20 protein-coding genes and 1 pseudogene are annotated in these 18,905 nt (G+C 58.8%); 12 read left to right on the forward strand and 9 right to left on the reverse strand.

Going from position 1 to position 18,905, the window contains the following annotated elements; all coding sequences use genetic code 11:
- Positions 1-167: 167 nt before the first annotated feature.
- Complete coding sequence (locus ACSKB8_RS05115) at positions 168-548, reverse strand: hypothetical protein (RefSeq protein WP_438102974.1); 381 nt, start codon at positions 546-548, stop codon at positions 168-170.
- A 443-nt stretch (positions 549-991) separates the two neighbouring features.
- Between ACSKB8_RS05115 and ACSKB8_RS05120 the strand changes: the two genes are divergently transcribed.
- Together ACSKB8_RS05120 and ACSKB8_RS05125 are read left to right on the forward strand one after the other, a co-directional pair.
- Positions 992-1,456: a tyrosine-type recombinase/integrase gene (locus ACSKB8_RS05120; protein ID WP_438110408.1), complete on the forward strand. Its 465-nt coding sequence runs from the start codon at positions 992-994 to the stop codon at positions 1,454-1,456.
- A gap of 257 nt (positions 1,457-1,713) precedes the next feature.
- On the forward strand, positions 1,714-2,217 hold the full coding sequence (locus tag ACSKB8_RS05125) for a hypothetical protein (RefSeq protein ID WP_438102976.1): 504 nt from the start codon (positions 1,714-1,716) through the stop codon (positions 2,215-2,217).
- A 195-nt stretch (positions 2,218-2,412) separates the two neighbouring features.
- Here the strand turns inward: ACSKB8_RS05125 and ACSKB8_RS05130 are convergent, their stop codons facing one another.
- Complete coding sequence (locus ACSKB8_RS05130) at positions 2,413-3,024, reverse strand: hypothetical protein (protein ID WP_438102978.1); 612 nt, start codon at positions 3,022-3,024, stop codon at positions 2,413-2,415.
- Positions 3,025-3,082: 58 nt separating this feature from the next.
- Between ACSKB8_RS05130 and ACSKB8_RS05135 the strand changes: the two genes are divergently transcribed.
- From ACSKB8_RS05135 to ACSKB8_RS05170, 8 genes are all read left to right on the forward strand, one after another.
- Positions 3,083-3,322 (forward strand): hypothetical protein, encoded by a 240-nt coding sequence (locus ACSKB8_RS05135; RefSeq protein WP_438102979.1) that lies wholly within the window; start codon positions 3,083-3,085, stop codon positions 3,320-3,322.
- Between the two features lie 140 nt (positions 3,323-3,462).
- Positions 3,463-4,023, forward strand: coding sequence for a hypothetical protein (locus ACSKB8_RS05140; RefSeq protein WP_438102981.1), 561 nt, complete (start codon positions 3,463-3,465; stop codon positions 4,021-4,023).
- A 171-nt stretch (positions 4,024-4,194) separates the two neighbouring features.
- Positions 4,195-4,572, forward strand: a complete 378-nt coding sequence (locus ACSKB8_RS05145; RefSeq protein ID WP_438102983.1) for a hypothetical protein — start codon at positions 4,195-4,197, stop codon at positions 4,570-4,572.
- A gap of 452 nt (positions 4,573-5,024) precedes the next feature.
- Positions 5,025-5,582, forward strand: coding sequence for a hypothetical protein (locus ACSKB8_RS05150; protein WP_438102985.1), 558 nt, complete (start codon positions 5,025-5,027; stop codon positions 5,580-5,582).
- An 11-nt stretch (positions 5,583-5,593) separates the two neighbouring features.
- On the forward strand, positions 5,594-6,478 hold the full coding sequence (locus tag ACSKB8_RS05155; RefSeq protein ID WP_438102987.1) for a DUF2971 domain-containing protein: 885 nt from the start codon (positions 5,594-5,596) through the stop codon (positions 6,476-6,478).
- Positions 6,475-7,425, forward strand: coding sequence for a hypothetical protein (locus tag ACSKB8_RS05160; protein ID WP_438102989.1), 951 nt, complete (start codon positions 6,475-6,477; stop codon positions 7,423-7,425). Before ACSKB8_RS05155 ends, ACSKB8_RS05160 begins: the two co-directional genes overlap by 4 nt.
- A 244-nt stretch (positions 7,426-7,669) precedes the next feature.
- A complete protein-coding gene (locus ACSKB8_RS05165; RefSeq protein ID WP_438102991.1) occupies positions 7,670-8,074 on the forward strand; it encodes a hypothetical protein in 405 nt (134 codons plus the stop codon).
- 107 nt (positions 8,075-8,181) lie between these two features.
- Entirely contained in the window at positions 8,182-8,850 is a 669-nt protein-coding gene (locus tag ACSKB8_RS05170) for a hypothetical protein (protein WP_438102993.1), read from the forward strand.
- Positions 8,851-9,127: 277 nt separating this feature from the next.
- On the opposite strand, the gene ACSKB8_RS05175 is transcribed toward ACSKB8_RS05170, so the two are convergent.
- Positions 9,128-9,319, reverse strand: coding sequence for a hypothetical protein (locus tag ACSKB8_RS05175; protein WP_438102994.1), 192 nt, complete (start codon positions 9,317-9,319; stop codon positions 9,128-9,130).
- Between the two features lie 513 nt (positions 9,320-9,832).
- On the opposite strand from ACSKB8_RS05175, the gene ACSKB8_RS05180 reads away from it, so the two are divergent.
- The gene (locus tag ACSKB8_RS05180; protein ID WP_438102995.1) at positions 9,833-10,387 is read left to right on the forward strand and encodes a hypothetical protein; all 555 of its coding nucleotides are present in this window, start codon (positions 9,833-9,835) and stop codon (positions 10,385-10,387) included.
- 259 nt (positions 10,388-10,646) lie between these two features.
- Here ACSKB8_RS05180 and ACSKB8_RS05185 read toward each other — a convergent pair.
- A protein-coding gene (locus ACSKB8_RS05185) for an IS630 family transposase (RefSeq protein WP_438101750.1) occupies positions 10,647-11,589 on the reverse strand; the annotation gives its coding sequence in 2 pieces (ribosomal slippage) (positions 10,647-11,252 and positions 11,254-11,589; 942 coding nt in all).
- Between the two features lie 221 nt (positions 11,590-11,810).
- Between ACSKB8_RS05185 and ACSKB8_RS05190 the strand changes: the two genes are divergently transcribed.
- Positions 11,811-12,125: a hypothetical protein gene (locus ACSKB8_RS05190; RefSeq protein WP_438102997.1), complete on the forward strand. Its 315-nt coding sequence runs from the start codon at positions 11,811-11,813 to the stop codon at positions 12,123-12,125.
- Here the strand turns inward: ACSKB8_RS05190 and ACSKB8_RS05195 are convergent.
- The 5 genes and pseudogenes from ACSKB8_RS05195 to ACSKB8_RS05215 all read right to left on the reverse strand — a co-directional run bounded on the left by ACSKB8_RS05195 (position 12,112) and on the right by ACSKB8_RS05215 (position 18,858).
- Entirely contained in the window at positions 12,112-12,954 is an 843-nt protein-coding gene (locus ACSKB8_RS05195) for a Wadjet anti-phage system protein JetD domain-containing protein (protein ID WP_438102998.1), read from the reverse strand. The genes ACSKB8_RS05190 and ACSKB8_RS05195 overlap by 14 nt on opposite strands.
- 55 nt (positions 12,955-13,009) lie before the next feature.
- Positions 13,010-13,318 (reverse strand): annotated as a pseudogene (locus tag ACSKB8_RS05200) (Wadjet anti-phage system protein JetD domain-containing protein); the annotation flags it as partial.
- Entirely contained in the window at positions 13,315-16,815 is a 3,501-nt protein-coding gene (locus tag ACSKB8_RS05205) for an SbcC/MukB-like Walker B domain-containing protein (RefSeq protein ID WP_438103000.1), read from the reverse strand. The gene ACSKB8_RS05205 and the pseudogene ACSKB8_RS05200, both read right to left, overlap by 4 nt.
- Positions 16,812-17,453 (reverse strand): DUF4194 domain-containing protein, encoded by a 642-nt coding sequence (locus ACSKB8_RS05210; protein WP_438103001.1) that lies wholly within the window; start codon positions 17,451-17,453, stop codon positions 16,812-16,814. Before ACSKB8_RS05210 ends, ACSKB8_RS05205 begins: the two co-directional genes overlap by 4 nt.
- The gene (locus tag ACSKB8_RS05215; protein ID WP_438103003.1) at positions 17,443-18,858 is read right to left on the reverse strand and encodes a Wadjet anti-phage system protein JetA family protein; all 1,416 of its coding nucleotides are present in this window, start codon (positions 18,856-18,858) and stop codon (positions 17,443-17,445) included. Before ACSKB8_RS05215 ends, ACSKB8_RS05210 begins: the two co-directional genes overlap by 11 nt.
- Between the last annotated feature and the right edge of the window lie 47 nt (positions 18,859-18,905).

Consider the following 18,905-nt stretch of genomic DNA (forward strand, 5'->3'; position numbering starts at 1 on the left):
ACGGCCCCACAAGGATCGAGGCACAAACTCAAGCTTTAGAGCAGATCGTTTGGCTATGGAGCGTCCCCCTCACCCGCACTCGCTCTAACTCGCTACCCTTTCAATATTGTGTTCACAGTGAATAACTAGCTGATCGGGCCCGGCAGCGAAGGAGCGCCAAGCTAACCTCAAAAAGCATTCTTGCGCGCGGCTTGATGGCAATACTTGGAGAACAAATAATCAATCGCGTTGCCAACTCTATCCATGTTTAAATTACTGCCTGCGATATCGAACTTGTTAGCGCAGTTGGTCTGAATCATCACCGTTGGAGCAGAGCTGCCGTTTGGCAGATGTTGCATGCAAAACACAGGTTCTTCACCTACTGCCAAAACTACGCTTCGTTGCGCGTCGCCCTCTCCAGAATTCCAACCGACAATGTGGTTGAAATGAACTTGCACAGCGATTTGCTGGTTTGTTTGCAAATTAGGCCCAAATCCCTGCACCACACACCCTTCTTCGCTAGAAATTGACGTCCAAGTTTGCGAAGGGCTCAGGATCAAACCAGACATTGTGGCGTTGAAACTGATCCATCTGGATTCAATTTCATTCTGGATAGATCAACATCTGCAGCTGGGACGATAAAAGCGGCGGTGTGCTCAAACGTTTGCGCCTGTACGGTCGTAATCAAGAAATAACAAGCGGCAAGGCTAAAGAATGCCCTTCTCATACGTCTTTTCCCCTCAAGCAAATGGGAAGCGACACCTGGGTTTCTCCTTCTCGGGCGTCCGGTCCGCCAAATGTACCCTTACTGCCATAGCTTTCACGCCTCGTGCTTTTCAATTCATTGTTGCATTGTCGGCAGCAAAAGCTAGAATCATCACGATGTAAACTCGATTGGTGCAATGCCGGGCAAGCAGGCGAAAATCTTAGCTGCTGACCATATCGACAGCCTCCTACCGTTTGCCGAAACGACTCGCTACCCGCTTCGCGACCGCGTTACGTCTTGCTCTCTGTGAAGGCTGGCCTGCGAGCCGCTGAGATTGCAAACCTCACGTGGGACATGGTTCTTGATGCGAATGGTGCTATTGGCACAGCTTTGGAGTTGAGGGACTGCGCTGCAAAGAACGGTCATGGCCGAATAATCCCTCTCCATGCCGATCTTCGAGAGGCGCTCTCCGAGCTTCAAGGGACATCCAAGCCTTCACGGCCTGTCGTGCTTTCGGAGCGGGGAAGCAAGATGAAAGCGCGCAGCATCGTCATCTGGTTTAGCCGCGCATATCGCGCGCTCAATCTTGATGGCTGCTCCTCACATTCAGGTCGGAGGACATTTATCACTCGGGCGGCTCGACTCGTGCATAAGGCGGGTGGATCCTTGCGCGATGTTCAGTTCCTTGCTGGACATGGCTCGATCCAGATCACGCAGGGGTACATCGACGGCAACGGTGACGCCCAGCGGAGGTTGGTATCCCTGATCTAGGACCCCGCTCGCTTAATCTATGACCGCCCCGAAAGATGGCGGCAAAGGTGACTGCTCCGTGTACCGAGATTCTTGAACCACACGCGCACGCCGACGCTTTGATCCGCGCCGTCTGCACGTTCGCTAGGTCACTATCGTTACTCGATGAGATAGACGACGAGTTTCAGCACGCGTGCCCGGATCAAGCTGTCGCGTCCGGCAATACGCCGCCGATTTTCGATTGGCTCGTAACGGCGTCACCGGCATTTTAGAAAACTGTGGCATTCGGTACGGCCCAGCTTGCTATGCCGGAGGCCTGTGCCGAGATCATCCGAGGTGCCGCAGAGCGGATCATGCCCGCTCCTTCAATCCGAGCTTTCCGCAGTTTTTCCCGCGTGGGCAAAGAAGAACTGCTGAAGGCTCTCGGCAATCCATACACCAGCTGTTTTCACTGGCTGGTGCAGTCCTTGCTCGAACTCCTGAGGCCGAACAAGAAAGAGATCATCAAAAATTGTGCACGAAAAGAACACTATGAGAAAGAGGCCAAAGCGTCATTCGAATTCATCAGCAAGAACGCGAACCCGAACAAGGCGCCGATGAGACTGCTATTTGGCGGCGAGCTTGAGCAGATGCCATTGCAGACGGCGGACATCTGGCCTACGAGGCCTACAAGCGATTTCAGGAACCTGACAAGCCGGAACGAAAACCCTGGCAGATCCTCGGGCCTAAAGTCGCCGCCGTCCATATTGGAAAGCACAATGGACACCTCCCTCGAATCGTGAAGAACATCGCTGAGAGCGGGAGCCGATCGGTTCAAAGGGCCGCGGTGTTTAACAGCCTCTATAATCAAGTTAGTTCTTCGCCAGAAGCAACGACTCCCTGGTCTGCCCAAAGAGTTGGCAGTGACAGGCTGGCCGCATCTCCTGATTCAACTCTCCAACCTGCGCTGCGGTCAGGCTCGCGGACGAAAAGGCGGGCTACTCGTTGGCTTGCGGCAGCAGAAGGGCCGAACGGGTAGAAACGGGATAGTAAAAGCAAAGTTCGGTCGGAGGCCGTATGCCATCGCCGCGCATGCTTATGATGGGTTGATCCCCGGTGATAAAGGGCACGTCGGTATTGTTGTCGATCAGGATCAGCCTTCGTTGCTTCCGCTCACGAAAGAGGCTCATGCCGATGTTGAACCCGAACACGGGCTCATGATGTCCCATATCCGCGTCAGTTCTTTTCGATTGTGGCGCTTGACGCAGCCGATCGTCTTTTCCTTGCCCTTCGTGCACATGATTTGCATGCTGATAAAGTGAAGCGTCCACGATTTCAGGTAATGCTGCCAGACATGATGCTGCCGTCGCTTCTTCATGACCGCACACGCTGAGGGCCCGCCGCGGAGAGCTGGATTCCTGAGTTCTCCACAGGATGTGCCTGTGAATAGCCGGGATAAGCCCGACGATTAACCCTTGCCCGCAGCAAGGCATGGTCAACTTGCAGTTGACGATTCGGGGAGGACCGCCAGCTTGCGACTGGCGGCCCCGAATTGCCCGCGCAATCCAGCCGGACTGCGGGCCAATTGCTGATGTTGACAGCACCAACATTACATTCGGTCAAACCCGACGGGTCAAGTCCGGCTTTCTTCAGTTGAGAGAAAGTCGAATGGCTAGCTACAAGTACGGAACTTATCTGTCACAATCTACGCACGAAGCGTTCGATCAGGACCACGGACCGGGCTCGGGGGCTCCTTATGCAGGAATCTACCGGTGCATGGGCTGTCACCGCGAGATCGGCATTGCATCAGGTCATATCCTGCCCCCGCAAAGCCATCATACGCACACGACGGCGCAGGGCTCGATCCGCTGGCGCCTGATCGTGTACGCGGACCACAATCCGAAGTGAGCACCAAGAAACGAAGTCCGGCGAAGGCCGGACTTCTCGCTCTTGCCCGAGCTCTTCAGTACACGCGGTCGCCCACCCTGGCGAAGTTAGCGCGAGTACCCCAATAGAGAACTCGACTCCTCACCTGATGGAGCCTGGAAGTGGACGAAAACACGCAGGCAGTTCAAGCACTGGCTAACACTCTCGAGCACCTCGGCGCACCCTATTCGCTGCCGGAGGATTGGATCATTCGCTGCGATAACGATGATCTGCGCCATATGCCCCGGACGGCGGCCAAACGGCTACTGGCGAAGGCGAAAAAAGAAACCGCGCGACTGTGGCTGTTTGGTCGTTTCGATCCCGCTGATATGGAGCTGGAACTCTTCGACGAGTCCGAGTGCGACGACGTGAACGAGGTCTTTGACGATAGACTGTTGAAGCAGCGGGCCATCAATTCAATTGACGACGTCGTGTCACCGTCGATGGCTTGCGCGATAGCTAAGCAAGCCGTGTTCATCCCGGACGGGATGTTCATAGGAGCGTCCAAGCGAGTCGAGCTGCTGGTGCGCATAGACAGCAATCCCGCAGAAACCATATTTGTCCAAGCTGGCACGAATGGTCGTGCTTTGTTCATTTCTCCAGCAGCGAAATTTCATGCGGCTGCTGCCAGACAACGGCAAGCTGTTTTTACGAGCAAGCGGATTCCGGAGACGTCAAAGTGACGGCACATTCGCCTTGGCCGACCTTCGGCAGCCCGAGATCGAGTCGCAGAGACGTGCCATTGGTCCACGGCCAAAGTGGACCTTGAGAACGGATACTCAAAGCCAGCAAGGGACCGCCTGAAGGCACTAATCTCACCGGCAGCGAAGTCGAAGTAGTAGAGAGATTGAAGCGTGACCCCAGTCTCAGTTCATAAAGCCGCTGCTACCGGTCTGTTTAGGACATCCGTATTCTTCGTTCTTGCCGTTGCTGCTTTTGCAGAAAGGGATGATCACACGCGCACTTTGCTTCTAGTGGTCGTTTTCCTGCTTGACATTGTCAGTTGGCACCTCTGCCAGGTGGTCAACATCAACGGTAGTTTGGTTTACAATCAGACTTGGTTCAATGTGCTCGCCGACCGTTTCATCTTTGAGAAGCTGCTGGATCGCTTTCGCGATCGAGAACACATCGATTTCCAAGAGATAATAAAGGAAGGTACCAAATCGGCGAGCGCCGATGTGGAGCTGTTTCCTGAAAGACAAGACAATCTGGGCCGAGTGGGGTTGGTTTAAAAAGACGCTCGCCGGTATCGGCTACTTTCTTTGGTTTTGGGTTAGCTATGGCATCTTCTACGGAGTAGCCGCCGTTTTGGGCGCGTTTCTGAGAACCATAGTGTAGCTCCACCAACCGCGCCATTATGGCGGCGCGCGCGGTGCTGGCCTACAGCCGCACCGAACCCCTGGCACCCGTAATTTTCCCAGGTCGCCGGCTTTTACGTGCCCACCCTATTGCTCTCGCGCGGCAGTTGCGCTTGGATGCCGTTTTTCGGGTCGGGGGATCCCTCATGCGTACTCTAAGTATTGCGGCGCTTTGCGCCGTGCTAGGCGGCTGTATGTCGACTGGCGAGACTGTTTCTCTCCGAGCGTCCAATCCTCAGCAGCAGGCGCTAATGCGAGACGGGCAACCCGCCTTGGTCTCTCGGCAAAAGAGTTCTCTCGTCCTAGTGCGACCCGCGGCAAGGCAATTGCAAGCGAATGGCCGGCCGGTCTTCGTCGTCGGCATCAACAATCTAAGCAAGCAGCCGGTCGACTTCCGCGTTGGACAAGTCGAGGCTGTCCAGCACGCTTCCGGCTCTGACTTTGAAATGAAGGTCGTGACCTACGAGATGTTGGTCCAAGAGGAGCGCAATCGGCAAGTCGCCGCCGCCGTTCTCACTGGGTTGGCCGCGGGCGCCAACGCATATAGCGCCTCGCGCGCTGGGCATGGCAGCTACACCACCCCCAGCGGACGCACCGGGACATTCTACAGCCCCACTGCGGCTGTGATCGCTCAGAACAACGCCGCTGCGCAAAACGAGGCGATGATCGCCGCCACTGTCGAGACAGGACAACGCAACATGGCGGCATTGGAGCAAGCGGCCATCAAGGACAACACCTTGATGCCAGGTGAATGGTACGGCGGGCAGCTCCACCTCGCACCGCCCACGGACCAAGGCGGCGGTCCTAAGACTTACACCATCGTGATCACTGTCGGACCCGACCGCCACGTAATTGATGTGGCACAGGGCCCAGCGGGCGCCTGAGACTTGACCGCATGTCAGATTTCGCTTTTGAGAATTGGGCCGACGACCAGATTTCTCGTCTGCAAACCAGCATCAACATCCGTCGGCCTAGTGAGTACCAGCCTCTCTTCAAGTACATCAGCCTAGCATCGGAAGCATCCTGGGAGCATCTCTCGCGGACCCTGCATTCCTCAGAGCTCACCGGTTCTGTTGCTGCAAACTTGAACGACCCCTTTGAAGTGCTGCCATGTGTTTTCGATGATCTGAACCCCGACGTCATAGCCGAAGCCGTTGGCCACAATGCCCTGTTAGAGCGGCTGCAGGGAACTGGACGGACCGTGGGTGAGATATTCGCCGATCGCCAACGGTACGTGCAGCAAGCCGGCGAGTATTTGATCGATATCTCGTCGCGCTATCGCATCGTATCATTCTCTGAGCGTTCTGACTCTGCGCTGCTCTGGGCTCACTACTCAAACAGTTATCAAGGTACTTGCCTCCACTTCCTCCCGAGCGGCTTTGAATGGCACCAAAGGCTAAATTTAGGCTACGTTAGTTATTCCCAATATCGACCCACTTATCCGCTCAGCCTTGCACTGGCACTGTCGTCAAAGCGAAGCGAGAAACACTTTCTCCGCAGAGCGGAGAGTGAAAAGACGCTCTTCTCCACAAAGTCGACCGATTGGTCTTATGAAGCTGAGGTTAGGCTCGTATACGAAAAGAAAGAAACCTCATCAGTGAGATTTAAGCCGTGCTCTCTCGTGTCGATTATCCTCGGACCTCGCTTCTCGGACGAAGGTCGGTCGCGCCTTATGGATCTACTACGCGGGACCACCTACGACCGCATCTCCGTGCGCCGAGCTCGCCTTTCGAAGACCACGTTCTCCGTTGAGATTGATGATCCGCCCCTCGCCCCATGAACGTCACAGCCTTCACTGCTAGGCTCTCCGCCGTCGCCGGCGCTATCCGCTCAAGGTGGAACAGCGCAATATTCCGGACGCTGGAAAATCATCCCGTTGCGAAAGTCCCTTGGTCGGCGGTTCGCCGCATTGGCCAATCGCGACTACTTGCTCTCACGGTAATCGTACCGTTTCTAGGATCGATCATCCTCTTCAATCAAACCGTCGTAGACGCACTTTCTCTCTCTCCGGCGTTGGTTCGCCTCTGGCTCCATCTAGATCGCGATGGAGGCGAGCAGGCTCGTGATGCCGCTCACGCGCTGACTCTGTCTCGCCTGTACTACGTTTATTTCGGTCTCAGCTTTCTTGGATTCGGATCTGCCCTTTTTGGACTCTTCTGCCCTACGACGGTCAAGGATCACTCGTCCCTCACCGCTTATCAGTCCACCGAAGCACCGTTCGCAAGTAGGCCGAGGTTTAAAATCGCCCTACGTCAAATTGCTTACGAAGCGTGTTACTGGGACTGGTTTAATGGGGCTGAACATCAGTTCCTGTTCACGTCGCCGATTTGGTTTCGCAGGGCCGGAGCTCCAACTGATTTTCAGATGCTTTTTCACACCGTTGTTCTCGAAATCTACGGGCCTTGGTGCCGCGCCAACCCGGAGAGCGAGTTGGATGCGGAGGTCTACGAGGATCGCAGCGGACACCCAGACACTTCAAAGTTGGCTTATGCCATGGCTTTTCCTAACCGGATTCGGTCGATATTTGTCGACGAGTTAGCTGACGTTGCGTTCGACGGCGGTACGCGCAGCGACATCTTGGCGCTTTCCTTCATGGCCCACGATAATAGCAAGCCCGCCTTGAGGCTGTTCACCGCTGGTTGCTATGCGATCGGCTTCTTCCTCCTGTTGATTCCGACAGTGCAGACCTTTTATGGCGTTATTCTCAGCCTGGTTGCCTCCAGCTAGAGTGGAGCGACTCGCGGCCTCGCCACACCTAAAGAACGCGGCCACCTTGTTGGGCGCTCAAAGATGAAATGGAAATTCCCGCAAACCGCGACGATCATTTCTTTGATCGCCTTAGGTATTTCCGGCGCGAGCTTTGTGATTTCAAAGCTATCCTATGATCTGAGTGTCGCAAAAGACAAGCGTGAGTTAATGGAGAGAACGCCAGCGGTAGACATACAGTTACGTCCGACCGTCAAGCGCAACAATGACAGTTTCGATCCTCAACCGAGGAGAAATCAACATAACTCCACTGGATATCACGGCTGTGCATTCGATTGAGATCGGGAATCTGTATTTGTCCTCCGCTAGTCAGAGCATCGACCGATTAAAGTCGGCACTGGATTTATCCACCATGGGGACAATCTCGCCCAAGAGCGTCGGCACGGTGAAAGTCCGCGTGTCGGGAGTGACTGATGGAAAAGAAGATTCATTCACACCTGGCATAGAATTGCAGTTTGCGGTTCGAATCCGATTTGCCGATCAAGAAGACAGCATCAAGACCTTTACCGTCGCTCGGCGAATTTTATCCCCGTTGGCAGCCGAGCCATGTCCGCCGTCGTGGACACTCGCACCAGTTCCCGCCGGCTGTTCGCAGGAAGCAAAACAATGAGCCGAGCACGCTGGTTACGCGGACTTCTGCTCGGGGCAGGCCTGGTAATTGTCTCTAGCTTACTCATGGCTAGTGCCCTCACATGGGGACCGCATTCCTGCGGCCTCGTGTTCATTAAGGTGCTCGGCTGTGCCATAGGCAACTACGAAAATCTGGCTGGCGGCCTATTGGCTGCCGACGCCGCGATCTTTGCCGGCTGGCTCGCATGGAGTGCGGTGCAGATGCAAATCACTGCGGACGAGCGGCGTGCGTCCGCCGATCGTGTGGAGGTGGAAGGGCTCCTGCAAACCGAAATGATAGAGATCGCGGAGGTGCTCGCCGCTCTTTGGCGCCTGCTGGAGGTCGCCCACGAGAAGATTGGAGCCGCTGACCCTCAGCATGGCCTACCGGATCTAAAAGCGGAGGAGCAAGCCGTCCGCTATGGAATTGAACAAATCTCACGAGCAACAGATATCGAAACAAAGTACGGCATGGCTTCGATCCTCAACTGGAGTCGGCGAGCCTTATATCAACGAGTGTTCGCTGGGTTGGCCAAACTCCGCGTGCGGCTCGATGATCCTGATTTCGAACCTTGGGATACGCTCGTAGACGTTAAAAATATAAGCGTGCATGTGAGAACCGTTAGACCTGAGACCGAGGAAAGCTTTGAGGGGTTCTTCGAACGGGCTGGTAAGGCGTGGTCCTTGGGTGAAGCTATTCTCTATCAAGCGGGGATGGAGCCCGGCGAAGGTGGCCGTGCGAGCGGCTGGAAGGTGTCTAAAACAGCGCGCCTATAGTCGGCAAGCGGGCCCACCTCGCGGGTCAAGAATGCTTTCGCGCCATGCGCTAGTGCAGAGAGCAAGCTATATTTGCGGTCGCCCGTCGGGTAGCCCACGTTGGCGCAGATATTCCGCAAGACGTACTCTGCCGTTCGATCCGCAAGCCTCCTCGCTGTCGAAGGTCTGCCCCGTATCGAACCGCAAGCCTGCATTTTGGGCCGGGCACGCTCAGTCATCGGCGGGGTTGATTGTGTTGCAATGTTCACGCTGTTCGGAACCAAGACATCGGGCAACTTCATGCTCGGCCCGCCGGCGCGGTCAATAGACGTCGCAGGAAATGCAGTTTCCAGGCGAGCCCGACGAATTTAGAAACAGGCCTGACCACGGGATTGAAGTCCTGCTCGTTGAGGCCGCTTTCGGAAAGGGTGATATTGGCCTTGCTATTTGCGAGCAATTCGGTGCGCTGGTGATCGAGTAACAATTTCATCTGAGGGCTTCCTTTCTTGGTCGTTGTTTTCGGCGCTGGGCGCAAGTCCGCGCTTGAAAAGCAATGGACAGCCCTCTTCGGGGTGGCAATGCAAGCATCGGCGCGGAGGCTCCGCACGAGGGGCCCCATTCAAAAAAACAAAATCAAAAAGCATGGGAAGACGTGGGGATGCCGCGCGGACTTGTCTTCTTGCACCTCGCCAGGGATGTCCCCTCCCAAAAGAAATGCGCGCGATAGCGCGGGGCACGGCGATCGTTACCCGAAGGGCCGAGACGCCTTAGGCGGCTCGGTGAGCGAAGCGAATAGAGCCCGTTTCCGCCGGAGCGAAGCGCAGGCGGATGCCCCCCCAATGCTCGCTATGCGTCGCAGGAATCGCATGTTGCTGTTAGAATGGTGAGATGGATCACGAGAAGATGAACGCCGAATTAGACGTGTTGCGCGAGTTCATCGATTTCGTGAACCGACAGGCGGGCGTTTTATTGCGATTGCTTATCGGGGTTTCAAGGGAACAAGGTGCGCGTCGAGCGGCAGATGCCCCGGGTGCAACGGCCAATCAGCCGCCGTATTGTCGATGGGCAACCCGTCGTCACCTGGGCAAGTGTGGAAGATCCTAGTAGTCCCGATGTTCTTCATCATCGCATCATTCGAGCGGATGAATTCATCAACGTCAATTCGGAAGCGGGTTTCAACGAGCAACAAGTGTGGTGGGCGATTGTGGTGTTCATCTTTGCGACGTGGGATGAAGAGACGCGGCCTCGCATCGCGCGCATTCGCGGCGTCGAGCCGAATACGATCAAGATCGATGAAATGGGCGATCTTCGCACGCTTCGTAAGGCGATCATTCACAACGCCGGGAACGTCACCGCGTCCGAACATGCAAAGCTCAAGGTCATGGCCGACCTGTCTCAACCGGGAAAGCCGCTAACCTTCAACCACGACCAGATGCACGCGCTCTTTGTGCATGTGAAGCGGGCGATTGGCCGGCTTATCCTCGAACATACCAGCCACCTTCCCGGCGCGCCCGACGCGGACTCCATCATAGGCATCGCGATTTGTAACCACAGATGACGGGGTCTGAGTCTTGCGCCTTATCTGCCGGCATATCCAGCACGGCTAAGCACCGCTCTGTAGTTCATTCATATCGAGATCGAGAAGGGCTAAGCGAACCGCGAGAATGGCGTTCTGGTAAGTCCGTCCTCCTTCGCCCAGGTCTGATGCGACGGCATGAGTATTAGAGACGCCGGGACGCCTCTCTGCTTGCTCATGGCACTGAAGATCACGCGGAGTTTGTCTGCGGTTTCTTCAATCTGGTTAGAGCGTGATGTTTTTATACGGAAACATACCCTGAATTTTTGAGATAGTTGGCGCACTCCTCCTTGGAGAAGAGGTCGAGGAGTTCGCCGACCTTGCGCCAAGTCGCTTCGACATCACGTGTCTGGGCGGCTCGCATCAGGTGTTTGAGCTTGGCGAAGACCTGCTCGATCGGGTTGAGGTCGGGGCTGTAGGGCGGCAGGAAGAGCAGATGTGCTCCTGTGGCGCGGATGGCGTTGCGCGCCGCCTTGCCCTTGTGACTGCCGAGATTATCGAGGATGACGAGTTCACCTTTTGCGAGGGTCGGCGCCAGTACCTGTTCGATATAAAGGGTGAAGAGCTCGCCATTGATTGGGCCGTCGATGACCCATGGCGCGCTGATCCGATCGTGGCGCAGCGCCGCGATGAAGGTCATGGTCTTCCAATGGCCGAAAGGCGCAGACGCCTGGAGACGTTGCCCGCTCGGCCCCCAGCCTCGCAGCGGCGCCATGTTGGTTTTGATCCAGGTCTCGTCGATAAAGACCAGGCGCGAAGCGTCGATCCTGCCCTGATGGGTCTTCCAGCGCGTCCGTTTACGGGCGATATCGGGACGATCTTGTTCGGCCGGCAGGACCGTTTTTTTTGAAGCTCAGCCCTTCGGCGTGAACGAACGTCCACACCGCCCGCACGTCTGTCTTGATCCCGCGCGCAGCCAGTTCCTCCGTCAGCTTCCGCAAAGTGAATGGGCCGGAGTGAATGCGTTTGCGCAGCCAGTCGGCATTGGTGCCGGACAGAACCGGCTTCTTGTGACCGCCGATCTTGCCGGGAGAAACGCCTCCGGTCTCCCGCCGCAGATTCTTCCACTTCGTCACACAGGAAGGGCTGATCTGAAGCGCTTCTGCGATCGAACGAACGGTCTCGCCCGCGTCAGCTCGCGCAAGAGCGCGTTCGCGAATGTCTTCCGAAAGCGGTCGCGTCATCCATGCTGGCCTCCGCTTTCCAGCATGGAGCTTGAATCAGAAATCCTCCCCGCAGGGAATCCCGATTCCGGCAAAAAACAACATGCTCTAGAGCGTCGTTCGGAGCGCCGCCAATGTAAGTCTGACGCAACAGCGGCCGATGTGATAGGTGATGGCAAATACTTGGCCATATGGTTTCGGTGTGGCGATTTTTCGCTAAGCCGCCGACGACGGGTCTTCCTTTGGCGATCCGCGGCACCCTATCGGGCAGCGGCCGCCGCAGCGTCAGCGCCTCGTCCGGAGGCGCGGACAGACCGTCGGCTCAGCCCGGCAACTCTACGCCGGAGATCATCTGGATCGAGCTTCATCTTCAGCTTGAAGCTATTGCGCAAGGTCTGGCGGTAGCGGAAGCGCGACCCTCGCATCTCGACGAACCGGAAGCGGCCGCCGATCAGCATCTGCCGGATGGATGGAAGGGCATCCATCGGGATCGACGCCAGTCCTGGAACGAAGGGAAGCCCCTCGAAGACACATATGAACGGTTCATGAGGCGTTGATCCCCGCCGATGGCCGCACCGGATCCAGCGCCTCCTGCTCCAGATGGCGCGCGTCTGAACCGAATGCCAACCATTCGGCCAGATCGCGGACGGCGCTCTCGGACCTTGCGATCGAAGCCAACCCCGGATCCGCATCCGCCGGCTGGCCCGATTTCTCGGCCAGCTCCTTGGTCATCAGATGCGGACGCGGCCCTCGAGGCAAGTTTTCTTCCAGATACCTGAAAATGCGCACACCACCGGCGTCCACATCGCCCCAATGAAGGAACGGTACGTCGATCGATATGATCCGCAGGACCTTGGATAGAAGCTCGATGACTCCCGCTGCTGGAAAGCCGCCGGTGTACACGACCAGGCTGCCATCCTCTATCTCGCGAACCTGACGATTGAAGCTTGCATAGTTCTCGATCGTGAGCACTGCGGTCGGCCGTTCCAGGACCAACATTTGCGAGAGCATCTCCGGATGAACGGAGGCGAACGGCCTGACACGGCCATCGACCAGGCGGCCACTGGCCCCTTCCACGGCAACAGGCCCTTTCAGGTGAACGGGATGACTGAAGCGCTCCAGCCCGATGTGCGCCCAGACCACATCCGCCGGTGCGCGGGGCTGTCCGATCCGGACGCTGAGAACGGCGGCGATTCGCGAAGCGTGCCGATCGAAAGCCTTTGTGTCGTTCGTCGCCTTTTTGGAGAAGGTTCGCGCGTCCAGTCCGCGGGCCTCTTGCCGCGAGATGGACGCAAGCAGCGTGAAGAACTCTTTCGCGGCATCGGTCTGAACAGCCGTCAGGCGATAGGAGGCCTCGCCGCGCGCCCACCTCAGCCGCCATCTCATGCAACAGCGCAGCAACCCAAGGTTCTCCGGTCGCTGCAACCGGAAGCAATTTGTCCCTGACGCGTTGCGCGACCGCCGGCGCGGTCGGGCGACCGAGATGCCTGGCGAGCAGTTCGGGGTCCAGGACACGGACCCGCTCGATCAGGTGACCCCGATCCCTCTTGCCCCACTGCACCTCGACGGCGCCGAACCTCTCCGCAGCGGCCATCAGATCGTGAAACCGGCTCACCCGCTGCGCAGTTGAGAGTCTGTCGTACTCTGGCGCCGCGGAAGCCGGCCGTGAGCGATCTGGGTTGCGCTCGCTCCGGTCCAGCAGCCGCTCGAGGAATTCGACGCCGACATCCGTTGCACGAACGTCGGTCATTCCGCGGCCTCGTCTTGCGGGACGGCCTTAGCCTTCTCGGCGGCGATCAGCTCGGATTTGAACACGTCGAAGCCCTTGCGGTACGGATCGATCGCAACGATCGCGTCGCGGGCCTTCTCCGTCAGGAACTCGGTGTCGATCATCACCTGGTTGCCGAGCCGGTTCACGTTCACCACGGCATCGACCACTTCCATGAACACGTGCCGCTTTTCGTCGGGGCTAGCCAGCATGACCTGGAGCCCGAGATCGCGCATGAACTCCGAGCACTGACCGATGGCCCTGGTGTCCAACCGGTTGAAAGCCTCGTCGAAAATTGCGAGCGACAGTCCGCTCTCGCCGGTCCTGCGGTTCTGGTACGTGGCCGCAAGCGAGGCGCCGATGGCGATGTAGAACGGCAGTTGTCCTTCGCCTCCGGACCCCGTGCCCGCGCGGCTCGTCAGCGACGAACGGATCTTGCCCTCGGCGTCCTGGATGTAGAGCTCGAAATTGAAATACTTGCGCGGGTCCTCGATGTCTTCGGTCCGCGCCTCCGGATTCGACAGGATCTCCTCGATCTGACGGACCGCCCGCATCATGGGAGAGGTCGCGTCCCCGCTGCGGTCCTCAAAGAGTGGCAGATTGAATTCCGGCTTCCTGAACTCCTCGACGAGCTCGATCATGTCGACATGGGTCGGGGCCTCCAGCGCCTTGAACGAGTAGTAGTCCCGCCCGTGGAACTGACGATCTTTTAGGTGCCGGTTGAGCTCGTTCAAGGTGGACTTGATGCCCGTGAACGCGTCGTCCAGGCGGTGCAGAAGGTCGTCTCGGAACGCCGAGGTCATCTCGGTCGCGGCATTCCGGCATTGCTCCTCGTACTGGACCAGTTCGTGAGTATCGAGACGTTGCTTTTCGGCGGCGGCCCACTGCTCGACGGCCGCCGGCGTCGCTTCTTCGGCAGTGAAGGGCGGCACGACATGGAATTCCTGGCCATGCTTGTTCATCGCGCCGGTCATTTCGCGCATGAGGCTGGAGCGCCGCTCGGTCGCACGACGATCCCGATCCGCGACGAATCCAGAGATGACGTTCTGAATGGATTCGGTGGCGATGGCACCGACCTGCACCCGGTAATCCCGTATGGCCGTCGACTGCGAAAAACCTTCGCGTACCTGGCGCGCGCGGCCGCGCCGACCCGATGACAAGACGTCGCGGTTCTCTCGCACGTAGATTTCGTATGCGCCCTCGGCGCGGTCGCGCGCTGTTTGCGCACCCTTGAAGGTCTCTTGCGTCGAATTCTTGACCCTGACAGCCACCGCCGCTTCAGATCGCAGCCGATCCCGCTCCGAAATAAGCTTCGGATCGCGATTGCGCCTGGCGTCCTCGATGTTCTTCTCAACGTCCGAAATCTTGCGATCGAATTCGACCAGGGCGGCGCCGCACGCCAGGCAGCTCAGTCCTGCGGCTTGCACCTTCTGAAATTGAGCAAACATGTCGCTGAAGAGACTGGCGTCCTCTTCCAACCGCACGACCTCACGCGCCTGCTCGGCGAGCCGTAGCGCGAGATCTTTCCGCTCGTTCTCAAGTTGCTGGCGCATCTGAGCCTGCGTGGCGCGTCCGAGCTTCAGGTACTCCGGCTTGGAAAGCCGCCGGACGGTCCGACCGCCCTGCATCATCCGGTCGGGCGTAATGGCATTCTCGGCGGCGACCATCCTATCCATGGTCTCCACCATCATCAGCCGGCCCAGCCGATAGTTGAGGAATGCCCGGGCATGCCGGTTTTCCGTGCTGATGATCTGCGCCAGTGAACCCTTCTCGGCCGGCCGGGTGTAATCGGTCTTGGTCGTGTTGATGACCTCGGCGTGTTGGAACGAATATTCCCCGCCTTCCCTGTAGATTTCCAGCGCGCGGACCGCGCGACCCGGCTCGACGATCAACGCCTCACGGGAGCGACCCAAGACGGCCTCGGCCGCCATCCGCCATTTGTCGTCGCGAATCTCGACCAGATCGCATAGCGGCTCGGCCTCGATGCCGTGCGAGCGAAGCTGATCGATCAGATCCCGAGTGCCCCGCTCGATCGGGCTCAGCCCCTGGTCCATGCGCTTCAAGTTGCTGTCGATCTGATCGATACGATCCTGAAGCTCTTTGGTCGCCATGCGGGCATTGAAATGGACGTCGGAAAACGTCTTGCGGACGGCCGCAAGTCGCTCCTGGTCGACGGCAGCAAGAGCTGCATCGAGATGGGAAGCGCTGTTCTTCCAGTCCTCGGGAAGCGTCTTGTCCCACTCGGAAAGCGGTGCCCTTCCCCGAGCGATGACGACCGCGCTCAGCAGCGCATGCAGCAGATCATCCCGGCGCACAAGCAGATTGCGGTCGACGGCCTTTTTGATCGAAGCGATGAGCCCATCGATCTCCTTGACCGGCGCCATGGCATTTCCGCGCTGGCCCACGGTGAAGTTCTTGTCAGATTCATACATCTGGGCGAGCTGCTCGCCGTCACTGGTATTGATCGACAACTCGACGGCCTTGAGCTCCGTCTCGAGCGTCGAGTGCCGGGTCGACGCGGCGACGGCTTCCACTTCCGCTTTGGCAGCGGCGCTCTTGAGTTGCGCGATATTCTCTTCCTGGCGTCGCGCGTCCCGCCGGAACTTCTCCCACTCCAGGCGGGCGATCTGCCAATTGGTAACCGTGATGACCCGCTCGTTTTCGACGGCGCGAGCCACAATCCGGAGGATCCCGGCGAGGCTCGCGCTCTGGGCCTTCAACTCCTCGATGCGGCGGGTCAGCGAACGCCAGTGCTCGATACCTCGCCGGAGCCTGTCGACCTGGATCGGCTGGACGTCGAGAACGTAGTTCCGGACGAACTCGGTGGGATTGTCCACCGGCTTCAGCAGCAGGGCATTACGGAACGCCCTCTGGAATCGCCTCGGATCGAGCGGGAAGCCCGCCGGCGACAAGACCCTGAGCGCTTCCGCCACGAAGTCGGTCGCGCTCGAGAACGCATCGTCAACCTCGATATTCCGGGCTCGCAACGCGTTGCGCACGGCATGCCACTGCAGCGTCTCGACCTCGTCGTCACCAACCGAAGCGAGGATATCGTCCTTGGTCAGCGCGCCCTTGGCGATGAAGCGCGCCTCGCAGGACTCATCGCTTCTCGACGCCGAGGCCGAAAAGGCCACGCCTAGGCTCACGGCCGAGCCGTCGGCCAGGTCCTCGAAAACCAGGATGACGTAAGTGTAGGCATGCTGGCGCGTCGGCTCCGACCGCTCGCCCTTCTCGTCGAGCGAGACCACGCCGAGGCAATAGTCGCGTAGCGTCCGCTTGCTCCTGACGTTGCTCTGGGCACTCGGATTGAACCGGATGCTGGCCATGCTTGCGCCGGAGAGCACCGTCTGCACGGCGTCGATGATCGCCGATTTTCCCGCGCCGTTCGGCCCGATGATGGCGGTCATGCCGCGCATATCGACCTGCTGCACACGGAACAGGTACCAATCGACAAGGATGATGCGACGGAGTTCGATCACGCCTGCACCTCGCTCGCGGCGTCGGACTTTGCGGTCGCCGCGGTGGAGCGCGACACGAACTCGTCCAGAGAGCCGAGCGTGTCCTTGGAGACGACGATCGGCAACGCAGGTCGCAGGAACAGGGTGAAGTTCCTGTCGTCCCGATCCTCGATCCTGACGAGCCCGCGCTGCCGGAAGCCAGCCAGGATTTCCTTCACCCGCCCGAAGTTGGGCCGCTCCCGATGAGTGCGATCCTCGTAGATCTGCAGTATCTGCTCGCTCTCGACCTCTACCTCGCCGAATTCCCTGGCTTCGAACCGCGTAAACGCCTCCTCGTAGTGCAGCCGCAGCACCAGCAGCAGCAGGCTCTCGTCGAGCTTCATGTTCTGGCGCGGAGGCAGTTCGTTCGCCACCAGGCCGACGTAGCCGTCGTTCGGCCTTCCCACGACCCGGTATCCGAGCGCGTCGAACAGGTTCTCGAAATAGCCCATGTAGCGGCGGAGCACCTCGTAGGAGGTCTTCATGCCCCAGTCGTTCTCGTAGATGAACTGGGCCCGCCAGAGCGCCTGGGCGGCCTGACGCAGCTCCTTCTGCAATTGGTCCCCGTCCTGGCCTTCGGAGTCCGCGTCATCGATGATTTTGGAGAGATCACGCAGCATCGGCCGTGGTCCTCGTTCTCTCGATCCGGAAGGCGGTCACGTCGATCCAGTCGTTGGCGGTACGCCCCTCCTCGAGCATGATCGTGAATTCTCCCAGCTTAACCGAGCGGCCGACCGCCGCCAGGTTCGGCAGCGCGCGGTAGGCGAAGAGATCCGGAATGCTCTCGATCTCGATCTCTCCGGACGACACGGCATCGCGGCCTTGCATCTGCCGACGAGCGAACTCGAGCAGCTTCTGGTCGGACACGCGCACCATCCGATCGAACTCGGTCGTAGCTTGGACATAGGCGCGCAGATAGGGATCCTGCTTTGGCACCTTGAAGCGCGTCCGCTCGGGCGGAGCCTTCGGCGGCGGCGGGGTGTACAGCGCGAGCGACGTGATCGGCAGACCGACATCCGGCGACTTCAGACGAATCTCCACCTCGTCGCTACCGATCTTCGAGAGTTGCTCGATCAGCCGGACGATTCGTTCCGCGGATCCTTCTCCCATGATGTCCATGTAGTGGACGGTGGTACGGATGCGGCGTTCGAGGCGATCGCGGAAATCCTCGATCTTGTCCATGAAGGGACCGACGTCCTCAAAGACGCTCTTGATCTTCCCGAGCTCGGCGATGACGCGCTCCTCGGCCGTGACGATCGTGGCGCCCGCGGCCATGACACCCTGCTCGATGTAGGCGCGCGAGATCTTGCCGACGAGCCCGGCGTCCGCGAGCATGTCGCCCGCCAGGGAGGCGATCGTGCGACGGTGACGGTAGGGATTGTTGGACGTCTTGAGCTGCTTGTAGTCGGCGATCAGCAGTCCGTCGACGAAGTCCTGGAAGAACGTGCGAAGGATGGCCGCCGCGTTCGGATTGCCCAGGATGCGGTCCTCGATCTCGCGCATGCCGGCCAGGATGCGGCGCATGCTGCGGGCGAACCGCGCGGCCGTGTCGTGCGCGTTGGCGAGACCTTGGGCCATGGTCTCCGGCTCCCGGAACGCAGCCTCCAGGTTGTTCTTGACGTCCACCACGGCGCCGGCGACGCGCACGCGGCTGTTGCCGAAGTCGGTGATCGCGCCCAGCACCATGAACGCGTCCGGGTTCATGTCGACGTAGGTGCGCCACTTCTCGGTTTCTTCCGTGAGCCACCCGGTGTCGCGCAGCCGGTAGTAGGCCAGATAGTGGGCCTGGCTCGTCGTCTGGTCCTCCTCCGAATCGCCTTCGGTGAGATCGCCCATCGATCCGATGCCGAAGTCCGAAAGCCCGATCTCGATCTGCTTGACGACCTCTTCCCTGAGCGGCGTTTCCAGGATCCGGGCCGAATAGACCCTCTCGTAGAGGCGCATCAGGAGCCGGGCGTAGACGTGCTTCTTCGGCCCCGACAAGGGCTTGAAAAGCGTCTCCGGAAGATAGCCAAACAGCTTCATCTAGCGGTCCTTCAGCCGATGGATTGAACCGTCACGCTCGCGCAACC

It is taken from the genome of Bradyrhizobium sp. BR 1432 (genome assembly GCF_051547705.1).
Lineage (GTDB): Bacteria > Pseudomonadota > Alphaproteobacteria > Rhizobiales > Xanthobacteraceae > Bradyrhizobium > Bradyrhizobium zhanjiangense.

Bases quoted from the DNA above. Each gene is read 5' to 3' on its own strand.
- ACSKB8_RS05130 (WP_438102978.1), bottom strand. From the start codon at position 3,024: ATGTTGGTGCTGTCAACATCAGCAATTGGCCCGCAGTCCGGCTGGATT.
- ACSKB8_RS05175 (WP_438102994.1), bottom strand. From the start codon at position 9,319: ATGAAATTGTTACTCGATCACCAGCGCACCGAATTGCTCGCAAATAGC.
- ACSKB8_RS05215 (WP_438103003.1), bottom strand. From the start codon at position 18,858: ATGAAGCTGTTTGGCTATCTTCCGGAGACGCTTTTCAAGCCCTTGTCG.
- ACSKB8_RS05160 (WP_438102989.1), top strand. From the start codon at position 6,475: ATGAACGTCACAGCCTTCACTGCTAGGCTCTCCGCCGTCGCCGGCGCT.
- ACSKB8_RS05155 (WP_438102987.1), top strand. From the start codon at position 5,594: ATGTCAGATTTCGCTTTTGAGAATTGGGCCGACGACCAGATTTCTCGT.
- ACSKB8_RS05135 (WP_438102979.1), top strand. From the start codon at position 3,083: ATGGCTAGCTACAAGTACGGAACTTATCTGTCACAATCTACGCACGAA.
- ACSKB8_RS05115 (WP_438102974.1), bottom strand. From the start codon at position 548: ATGTCTGGTTTGATCCTGAGCCCTTCGCAAACTTGGACGTCAATTTCT.
- ACSKB8_RS05210 (WP_438103001.1), bottom strand. From the start codon at position 17,453: ATGCTGCGTGATCTCTCCAAAATCATCGATGACGCGGACTCCGAAGGC.
- ACSKB8_RS05195 (WP_438102998.1), bottom strand. From the start codon at position 12,954: ATGAGATGGCGGCTGAGGTGGGCGCGCGGCGAGGCCTCCTATCGCCTG.
- ACSKB8_RS05165 (WP_438102991.1), top strand. From the start codon at position 7,670: ATGACAGTTTCGATCCTCAACCGAGGAGAAATCAACATAACTCCACTG.